Below are 9,696 nucleotides of genomic sequence, written 5' to 3'. Positions count from 1 at the left end.
CCGGCCGCTATGGCCGTGCTGCTTCATGGCCATGATCACACCGCGCTCTTCGGCGCTGAAGTGGCTGTACCGGGTTCCCATGCGCTGACCTCAAAGGCGAGTGATGCGCTTGAGGTTAGACAGTGCATTACCTTTCTTTTGGGCCAGCAAAAGAAAGTAACCCGGCCGCGTCAGCGGACGGAAGCTTTGCACTTGCTTGACCGAAACGCCGGAGGCCGACAGGGCATGGTCGCGACTTGCGTCGCTCCTACCCTAGAAGCGGCAACCACGACGCCACAATCTCGTGCCGCTCCCGACTGGAGCCAGGGTAGGAGCGGCGCAAGCCGCGACCACGCTGCGTCGGTCTTGCGGCGCATCACTCGAGAAAGATCTACATCTAGATCAAACGCCAAAAGCTTCCGCCACTAAAGCGGCGGGTTACTTTCTTTTGTCTAAAGCAACAAAAGAAAGGTAACCAAAGAAAAATGCTTTGTTTTGAATCACCAGCCCGCATGATCGGTGCTTCCGCAGGGCTTTTCCATACGGGACATCCATGTCCCGATGAAAAACGGCCCGCATCCATGCGGGCCGCCCTTCGGGTCTTCAATTGCCTTCGCAAGGCCTAAGCGGCGCACAGCAACTGCAACTGCAAAAAAAGCGGCAACGACAATCTAAACAGCGGCAGACCACCTACTTCCCGCTCGCCGGAACCCCCATCTCCGCCAGCAACCTCGGCGCCGGGAACACGTCCTGCAGGACCCAGCGCAGATAGCGCTGGTCGACCGAGATCGTCCGGGTCAACGCAGGATCGAACAGCCAGCTCGCGCTCACCGATTCCCAGTTGCTGTCGAAGGCGATGCCGACCAGCTTGCCCTGCCCGTCCAGCACCGGCGAGCCGGAATTGCCGCCGCTGATGTCGAGGTCGGCGAGGAAATTCACCGGCACCGAACCCAAACGTTTGTCGATGAGGTTGGCGCTGAAACGCTTGGCCGTGATCGCATCGAGCAAGGCCGGCGGGGCATCGAACGGCGGTTTGCCGCTGTTGCGTGCGGCGATTTCTTCGATGCGGGTGAATGGCAATTGCTTGGCGCCGTTGTCCTTGGTGTACGGCGACACGGTGCCGTAGCTGATGCGCAGGGAGCCGTTGGCGTCGGGATAGGCCGGCTGACCGAGGCCTTTGCGGTAGTCGGCCAGCGCTTTCAGGTACACCGGGCGCACACTCAAAGTCTCGCCGGCACGAGTGCGGATCTCGCGCTCCATCTCCAGCATCGTCGGCATCACCGCGACCGCGAACTGGATCGCGCCGTCCTTGCCGGCGTCCTTGCTTTTCTCGAAGGTGGCGCGGTCGGCCTTGAGCCAGCTCGCGCGTTGTTCGGGGTTGCCCAAGCGCGATTTGGCGATGCGGTCGAGGGCGCGCTTGATCGCCTTTTCGTCGTCGCCTTCGAGCCATTGATCGAGCGCGGCCACGCGCTGTTCTTTCGGCAGCTTGACGTACTCGTGCAGCCAGTAGTTCTGCAACTGCCGGTCCATGCGCACATCAAAGCGTCGGTCGGCTTGCTTGAGCCTATTCTCGAACGCGCCCTGGTCGCGTTGACGGTAGCCGTTCTCGCGTTGTGCGTCGGGTTTGTCGCGCTCGATCGCCAATCGGTACAACTGGGTCGCGGCGCTGAGGGTGCCGGTCGCATACAACTGGCCCAGCACCAGGTCGCGGTCGCGTTCAGCGCGCGCCTGCTGGCCGAGTTCGACCAGGCGCGCATGCGCGGCCAAGGCCGCCTCGCCGCTCGCGCCTTGCTTGCGCAGCCACTCCAGCAGACCGGTTTCTTCGCTGCGCTTGGCCTGGGCCGCGTTGGTGCGGCGGAAGCTTTCGATCTGGCTTTCGTAACTCTTGGCGGCGCCCAACCAACCGCGCAGGGTGCCGACGTACTTGCTCGCGACCTCGGGGCTCTTGCGGCCTTCGGCTTCGATCAACGCGGCGAGGCGGCGGTAATGCGCGGCGACGGTCGGATAGGTCCAATCGGCGTTGGCCTCGAAATCGTCGGCCATCGCGTAGCGGTTGGTCATGCCCGGGAACCCGGCAAGCATGACGAAATCGCCCGCACCCAGCGGCTTGTCGGCGATCTTGAGCCAGCGCTTGGGTTGGTAGGGCACGTTGTCGATCGCGAACGGCGCCGGCTTGCCGTCCTTGCCGACGTAGGCGCGGTAGAAAGCGAAGTCGCCGGTATGGCGCGGCCACGACCAGTTGTCGGTCTCGCCGCCGAAATTGCCGATGCCTTCCGGCGGCGCATACACCAGGCGCAGGTCGCTGATCTCGATGCTGCGCTGCAGTTGATAGCGGTTGCCGCCGGAGAAACTGTAGAGACGGCAGCCGTACTCGGCCTGGGTTTCGCACTCGGCGACCAGTTGTTTCTCCAGCGCGTCGAGCGCGGCGATGCGCGCCAGCGGATCGGCCGCGGCGGTCAATGCCGCTTGCACCCGCGGGGTGACGTCCTGCACCGAATCCAGCACGAAGATTCGCGCGTTGGCGCCGGCCGAGACTTCCTCGTTGTTGGTGCCGGTCTTGAAACCGTCGCGCAGCAGGCTTTTCTGCGGCGTCGAGTTGAGTTGCAGCGCGGCGAGCGCGCAATGGTGGTTGGTCAACAGCAGGCCCTTGGGCGAGACGAAGCTCGCGGTGCAACCGCCGAACGGCACCACCGCACCCAATGGGTCGCCTTTCGGGTCGCTCAGTTGCGCGAGTTGCTTGGGCGTCGCCCTCAACCCGGCCTGCTTGAGCTTGCTTGCGAGTTCAGGCAATTGCTGCGGCGTCCATACGCCCTCGACCGCCCGGGCGGCCCCATGCCAGGCCAGCGTGCACGACAACGTCCCTGCCATGGCCAGTGATCGGGCCAGCACCGTGTATTGCATCAAAGCGTCCCTTGGAAGGCGGGAAGTCGAGTCTAGCCCGGCTGTTTCTGCGAAGGCCATTCCGGATCCGTCGAACAGGGACCTGACGACGATGCGGTTCGTCGCGCTTCAGCGTGTTTGTGGTTTCTGCCCCTGTCCGGCCGCCCGGCAATCTAAAAATTTCGTTAGTTCGACAAGTCTCGCCGCATGGCTTCACGCTGTCGGGGTAGGAGCGGCGCAAGCCGCCACCGCGCGGTCGCGGCTTGCGCCGCTCCTACCCCTTTGCATCGTCGCACTCACACAAACGCAAACGCCGGTCGGCGAACCGACCGGCGTTTGCGATTACGGATTGCTGCGGCGGCTTACTTCTTCGCCGGCACGCCGAGTTCGGTCAGCAGCTGCGGCGCCGGATAGACCTCCTGCATGATCCAGCGCATGTAGCGCTGGTCGACCGAGATCATCCGGGTCATCACCGGGTCGAACAACCAGTTCGAGCTCACCGATTCCCAGTTGCCGTCGAAGGCCAGGCCGACCAGCTTGCCCTCGCCGTCCAGCACCGGCGAACCGGAGTTGCCGCCGGTGATGTCCAGATCGGACAGGAAGTTCACCGGCACCGTCTTCAGGCGTTTGTCGCTCAAGCCGCCGTAGCGCTTGGCCGAAATCGCATCGACCAGGTTCTGCGGCGCGTTGAACGGCTCTTCGCCGGTGGCCTTGGCGGCGACCTCTTCGAGCTTGGTGAACGAGGCCTGCTTGTTGCCGTCGAGCTTGGTGTAGGCCTTGACGTTGCCGAAGGTGATGCGCAGGGTCGAGTTGGCGTCCGGATAGACCGCCTGCTTCTTGCTCTTGCGATAGTCGATCACGCCTTGCAGATAGGCCGGGCGCGCGACCAGGGTTTCGCCGTCGCGGGCCTTGCCTTCCTCTTCCAGGCGCAATGCCGCCGGGAACAACGCCTTGGCCAGTTGGATCGCCGGATCGCGGCTCTTGTCCAGGGCGGCGCGGTCGTCGTCGATCAGCGCCAGACGTTCCTTGGCGCTGCCGAGCTTGGTCTTGGCCAGCTTGTCGAGCGCGCGCTTGATCGCCTTCTCGTCGGAACCGCCGAGCCAGCGGTCGAGTTCGGCGATGCGCTCGCCGGCCGGCAGCTTGACGTACTCGCGCAGCCAGTAGGCCTGCAGCTCGCGGTCCATGCGCGGGTCGTAGCGGCGCTCCATCTGTTCCAACGCGGCCTTGATCGAAGGCAGATCGCGCTGCTGGTAGCCGGGCTCGCGCTCGGCGTCGGGCTTGGCGCGTTCGACCGCGAGGCGATACAAGGTGCCGGACGCGGCGATCACGCCGAAGCGGCGCAGCTGCGAGAACACCATGTCGCGCTCGCGGTGCGCGTTCGCGGCGGCGATCTGTTCGACCATCGTGGCGTGGCCGGCCAGCGCCGGCGCGCCGGCCTTGCCGCGCTTGCCGAGCCAGGCCAGCACCGCCTCTTCGTCGGCGTGCTTCTTCTTCGCCACGCCGATGCGCTCGAAGCCTTCGAGTTGGCCGTCGTAGTTCTTCAGGGTGTTCTGCCAGCCGCGCACGGTGCTGGCGTACTTCACCCCGATTTCGGGGTCTTTCTTAGCGGTTTCGGCGACCAGGGCGACCAAGTTCTTGTAGTGCTGCGACAGGGTCGGATAGCTCCAGTCCGCGGTGGCGTCGAACTCGGCGGCCAAGGCGTAGCGGTTGGTGCGACCCGGATAGCCGGCGACCATGACGAAGTCGCCTTCGCCGAGCGGCTTGTCGGCGATCTTCAGGTAATGCTTGGGCTGGTAAGGGACGTTGTCCTTCGCGTACGCGGCCGGCTTGCCGTCCTTGCCGACGTAGGCGCGATAGAACGAGAAATCGCCGGTGTGGCGCGGCCACATCCAGTTGTCGACTTCGCCGCCGTAGTTGCCGATGCTGCCAGGCGGCGCGTAGACCAGGCGCACGTCCTTGATCTCGATGCGCCGGAACAAGCGGTAGGTGCCGCCGCCGAAGAAGCTGTAGACCTCGCAGGCGTAACCGGGCTCGGCTTCGCACTGGGCGATCAGTTGCTTCTCGACCGTTTCCAGCGCATGGGTGCGATCGATCGGCTCGACGGCCTCTGCGATCGCGCTCTTGATCTGCGCGGTCACGTCCTGGATCGAATCGAGCACATAGATGCGCGAGGCCGGGCCGGCCGAGACTTCATCGCCCGGGGCCGCGGCGTTGAAGCCATCGCGCATCAGGTTTTTCTGCGCGGTCGAATTGAGCTGGATCGCGCCGTAAGCGCAGTGATGGTTGGTCACCACCAAACCGCGCGGCGAGACGAAGCTCGCGGTGCAGCCGCCGAGCGACACCACCGCGCCCATCGGGTCGCCGGTCAGGTCGGCCAGTTGCTTGGCGTTGAGCTTGAGCCCGGCCTGCTTCAGCGGTGCGGAGATTTCCGGCAATTGCTGCGGCACCCACATGCCTTCTACGGCCTGGGCGGTCGTGGCGACGCCCCATCCGCCCAGCGTGCCGGCCATGACCATGGCCGTAGCCAGTTTCGTGTAACGCATGCGTATACCCCTGATTCGAAAAAGAAAATGGCTTCCGATTCTAGCTTGGACGGCACCGGGTCGCCATGTGGAGGCAGAAGCGAGTGCAGAGGAGTGAGGAGTGAGCAAGAGCGGGAGCGCAAGTGAAACCCGTCGCTCGCTTCTCACTCTTCTGAACTCACTCCTCGCTCTCATTCCGCCGGCAACCGCATCTCCCCGAGCAAGTGCGGCGCCGGATAGACCTTGGCCAACAACCAACGCATATAGCGCATGTCGACGTGGATCGCGCGCTTGTAGCGCGGGTCGAACATCCAGCTGGCGCTGACCGCTTCCCAGTTGCTGTCGAAGTTCAGACCGATCAAACGACCGTTGGCGTCGAGCACGGGCGAGCCGGAGTTGCCGCCGGTGGTATCGAGGTTGGTCAGGAAATCGACGGTCTGGGTTTTCAATTCGGGATCGACGGTACTGCCGTAGTCGCCCTTGGCGATCGCATCGCGCAAGGCCTGCGGCGCATCGAAAGGTTTGACGCCGGTGTGCTTCTCGACGATACCCTGCACCGTCGTCAGCGGCCGATAACGCACGCCGTCGCGCGGGTCCATGGTGCTGACCGCGCCGTAGCTCACCCGCAGGGTCGAATTGGCGTCCGGATATACCGCGCGGCCCTGCGATTTACGGAAGCCGATCAGCGCGCGCATATAGGCCGGGCGCAGGCGCAGCAGCTCGCCTTCACGCTCTTTGTTCTGTTCTTCCAACGCCAGGATCGCCGGCAACAGCGTCGCCGCGGCGCGCAACAAGCTGTCGTCGGATGCGGCCAGGGTCTTGGCATCGGCCTGCATCGCCTGCAGGCGCACCGCCTCGTCGCCGAGTCGGGTGCCTGCATACAGCGCATCGAGGCTGCGCTTGAGAGTGACGCTGTCTTCGCCGGCGAAGACGCGGTCGAACTCGGGCACGCGCGAGGTTTTCGGCAGCGCCTTGTACTGGCTCAGCAGATCCAGCAGCAAGGCCTTCTCGATGTCCGGCGCATAGCGGCGTTGCACTTGCTTGAGGCGGCCTGCGATCAGGGTTTCGTCGCGCTGTTGATAACCGGTCTCGCGTTCGCCATCGGGCTTGCCGTGTTCCAGTGCCAGGCGCTGCACGGTCAGCGCGGCATTCAACAACTGCGCCTGGGTGCGGATGGCAGTCAGCAGTTGATCGCGGTCGCGGGTCGAAGCGGCGGCATCGAGCACTTTCTGCGCCGCATCGATGTCGGCCCGGATTGCGTTCGCATCGGGCTGTTTGCCGAGCCACGCGAGCATCGCGGTCTCGTCGTCGCGACGCACCCGCACCGCATCGCTGCGGCGCAGGCCGTCGAGTTCGCCCTGGGCGCGCTTGAGCGTGTTCTTGAAACCGGCGATCTGCGCGGCATAACGCACCTTGGCCTCGGCGTCGTGGGCCGCGGCCTGCTCGACGGTCTTGATCATGCCGGCGTACAAGGCCACGCGCGACGGCAGCTGCCATTCGATCTGCTGGGCGAACTCGGCCGCCATGCGGTGGCGGAAGGTCACGCCCGGGTAACCGGCGAGCATGGCGTAGTCGCCTTCGCGCACTGGATCGGTGGCGATCTGCAGATGGCCCGGCGGTGCGTAGGGCACGTTGTCGGGCGAGTAATCGGCGGGCTTGCCGTCCTTGCCGACGTAGGCGCGCAACAGGGTGAAATCGCCGCTATGGCGCGGCCAGACGAAGTTGTCGACCTCGTCGCCGTAGTTGCCGATGGCGTCCGGCGGCGCGTAGACCAGGCGGATGTCGCGTAGCTCCAGCTGGCGGATCAGATAGAAGTCGGTGCCGTAGTACATGTTGGCGACGCTGCAGCGATAACCGGCTTCGCGCTCGCATTCGGCGACGACCGCCTTGGTCGCGGCGTCGACGGCTTCGTAATAGGCGCGGCCGCGCTTGCCGCGCGCATCGGCGAGGATGCGCTCGGTGACTTTGTCGAAACCGGTGGTCACCAGCACGCGGAAATCCGGGTTGGCCGGCAACTCGGCGGCGCGGTCGGCGGCGACGAAGCCGTTGCCGATGAGGTCGCGCTCTCGGCCGTCGGAAGTTTTGCCGGAGTTGTACTGGATGACGCCGAAGGCGACGTGGTGGTTGGTCAGCACCAGGCCCTCGCCGGAGACGAAGGCGCCGGTGGCGCCGCCGACCTTGACCACCGCGTTCATCGGCGCGCGGGTCAGCTCGGCCAGATCGGCCGGATCGCCCTTGAAACCGGCGGCGCGCAGCTGGCGCGCGATCTCAGGCAGTTGCGAGGGCATCCACATGCCTTCGTCGGCCTGGGCGGCGGTGGCGCACAGCGCCAGGGACAGGGCTAACACACGGGGGCGCATGGTCATTCCGGAACATTACGAAACCGCGACGATAGGCCAAGCCGGCCGGCACGGGCAAACCCCCGCCCGGCCCCGGCCGCATCGCCGGCGTATAATTCGCGCCTGTCTCCCGCGCGGCACGGCCGCAGCTCTCAGGTATCGATTCCCATGACGCAAACGATGAAGGCTCTGGTCAAGCGCGAAGCCGGTAAGGGCATCTGGATGGAAGAAGTGCCGGTGCCGGTGCCCGGCCCGAACGAGGTGCTGATCAAGCTCGAAAAGACCGCGATCTGCGGCACCGACCTGCACATCTACCTGTGGGACGAGTGGAGCCAGCGCACCATCAAGCCCGGCCTGGTGATCGGCCATGAATTCGTCGGCCGCGTGGTCGATCTCGGCCCCGGCGTGGTCGGCTACCGTCCCGGCCAACGCGTCTCGGCCGAAGGCCACATCGTCTGCGGCCATTGCCGCAACTGCCGCGGCGGTCGCCAGCACCTGTGTCCGAACACCGTCGGCATCGGCGTCAACCGCAACGGCGCCTTCGCCGAATACATCGTCATGCCGGCCAGCAATCTGTGGCCGATCCCCGACCAGATCCCGAGCGAACTGGCCGCGTTCTTCGACCCCTACGGCAACGCCGCGCATTGCGCGCTCGAGTTCGACGTGGTCGGCGAAGACGTACTGATCACCGGCGCCGGCCCGATCGGCATCATCGCCGCCGGCATCTGCAAGCACATCGGCGCGCGCAACGTCGTCGTCACCGACGTCAACGATTTCCGCCTGAAGCTCGCCGCCGACATGGGCGCCACCCGCGTGGTCAACGTCGCCAACCAGTCGCTCAAGGACGTGATGGCCGACCTGCACATGGAAGGCTTCGACGTCGGCCTGGAAATGAGCGGCAACCCGCGCGCCTTCAACGACATGCTCGACTGCATGTACCACGGCGGCAAGATCGCGATGCTCGGCATCATGCCCAAGGGCGCTGGCGCCGACTGGGACAAGATCATCTTCAAGGGCCTGACCCTGCACGGCATGTACGGCCGCAAGATGTACGAGACCTGGTACAAGATGACCCAACTGGTGCTGTCGGGCTTCCCGCTCGGCAAGGTGCTGACCCACCAGTTGCCGATCGACGAGTTCCAGAAGGGTTTCGACCTGATGGAAGCGGGCAAGGCCGGCAAGGTCGTGTTGAGCTGGAACTGATCGCGGCGTAGCGCCTGGCAATAGGTAACGCGAGACCGGTCACGACGAGGGCGCCTTAGGGCGCCTTCGTCGCATCTGCGGGTAACACGGCGTGTCTGCACGCGTTGGTTGCCGTTGCCGTTGCCGAGATTTTGCTTTGCTTTGCCGCTTTGCCGGTCAAGTGCAGACCCGGAGGGCGCCGCACAGGACGTGCGGCGTTTTCCGATAAGACAGGGACGTCTTATCGGAAAATCCCGGCGCAAGCTGAGTGCTCGCAGGGGAGCTTCGTCAAGGAAGGCCTCCCTTTGGTTAGCTTTGACCGAAGGAACTCCCTGTGGGACTTTTGGGCCAGCAAAAGAAAGTAACCCGGCCGCGTCAGCGGACGGAAGCTTTAGATGTTGATGCTGCTTCACCGCTCTGCGGTAAGAAACCCCGCAACCGTCAACTGCGCGGTCGCGACTTGCGTCGCTCCTACCCTGGCTCCAGCCGCAAACGGCGAGAGACTGAGGCCTCGTGATCGCAGCATCTAAGGGTAGGAGCGGCGCAAGCCGCGACCACGCTGCATTGGTCTCGCCGCGCTTCTCTCAAGCAAGATCTAAGATCCAGATCAAACGCCTAAAGCTTCCGCCACTAAAGCGGCGGGTTACTTTCTTTTGTCTAAAGCAATAAAAGAAAGCTAAGGCGGAGTCAACATCCAAGTGCATCACCCCACCGCAAGCACGTCCTCAATAGAGAAGTTCACCGGCCGCCTGTAAAGCTTCTCCAGAAACACCTCCGCCGGCATACGGATGTCC

General features: G+C 64.5%; 4 protein-coding genes. 1 reads left to right on the top strand and 3 read right to left on the bottom strand.

Features of this window, described 5'->3' with window-relative positions; translation table 11 throughout:
• Positions 1-669: 669 nt before the first annotated feature.
• The 3 genes from ACTOWK_RS23300 to ACTOWK_RS23290 form a co-directional block, all read right to left on the bottom strand.
• Positions 670-2,847 carry a S46 family peptidase gene (locus ACTOWK_RS23300; protein WP_441332457.1) on the bottom strand — a complete coding sequence of 726 codons (2,178 nt, stop codon included), beginning with the start codon at positions 2,845-2,847 and terminating at the stop codon, positions 670-672.
• Between the two features lie 374 nt (positions 2,848-3,221).
• Positions 3,222-5,312, bottom strand: a complete 2,091-nt coding sequence (locus ACTOWK_RS23295) for a S46 family peptidase (protein WP_441332458.1) — start codon at positions 5,310-5,312, stop codon at positions 3,222-3,224.
• A gap of 260 nt (positions 5,313-5,572) precedes the next feature.
• Positions 5,573-7,741 carry a S46 family peptidase gene (locus ACTOWK_RS23290; RefSeq protein ID WP_441332456.1) on the bottom strand — a complete coding sequence of 723 codons (2,169 nt, stop codon included), beginning with the start codon at positions 7,739-7,741 and terminating at the stop codon, positions 5,573-5,575.
• A 147-nt stretch (positions 7,742-7,888) separates the two neighbouring features.
• On the opposite strand from ACTOWK_RS23290, the gene tdh reads away from it, so the two are divergent.
• Positions 7,889-8,923, top strand: coding sequence for an L-threonine 3-dehydrogenase (gene tdh, locus ACTOWK_RS23285; protein ID WP_215495312.1), 1,035 nt, complete (start codon positions 7,889-7,891; stop codon positions 8,921-8,923).
• The last annotated feature ends 773 nt before the right edge of the window (positions 8,924-9,696 follow it).

Source organism: Lysobacter sp. CA196, from assembly GCF_052078695.1.
GTDB lineage: Bacteria > Pseudomonadota > Gammaproteobacteria > Xanthomonadales > Xanthomonadaceae > Lysobacter.
This window is presented reverse-complemented; position numbering and strand designations above follow the sequence as displayed.

What these genes read in the sequence shown, in the direction of transcription:
- ACTOWK_RS23300 (WP_441332457.1), bottom strand. Translation starts at nt 2,847, where the DNA reads ATGGCAGGGACGTTGTCGTGCACGCTGGCCTGGCATGGGGCCGCCCGG.
- ACTOWK_RS23295 (WP_441332458.1), bottom strand. Translation starts at nt 5,312, where the DNA reads ATGTGGGTGCCGCAGCAATTGCCGGAAATCTCCGCACCGCTGAAGCAG.
- ACTOWK_RS23290 (WP_441332456.1), bottom strand. Translation starts at nt 7,741, where the DNA reads ATGCGCCCCCGTGTGTTAGCCCTGTCCCTGGCGCTGTGCGCCACCGCC.
- tdh (WP_215495312.1), top strand. Translation starts at nt 7,889, where the DNA reads ATGACGCAAACGATGAAGGCTCTGGTCAAGCGCGAAGCCGGTAAGGGC.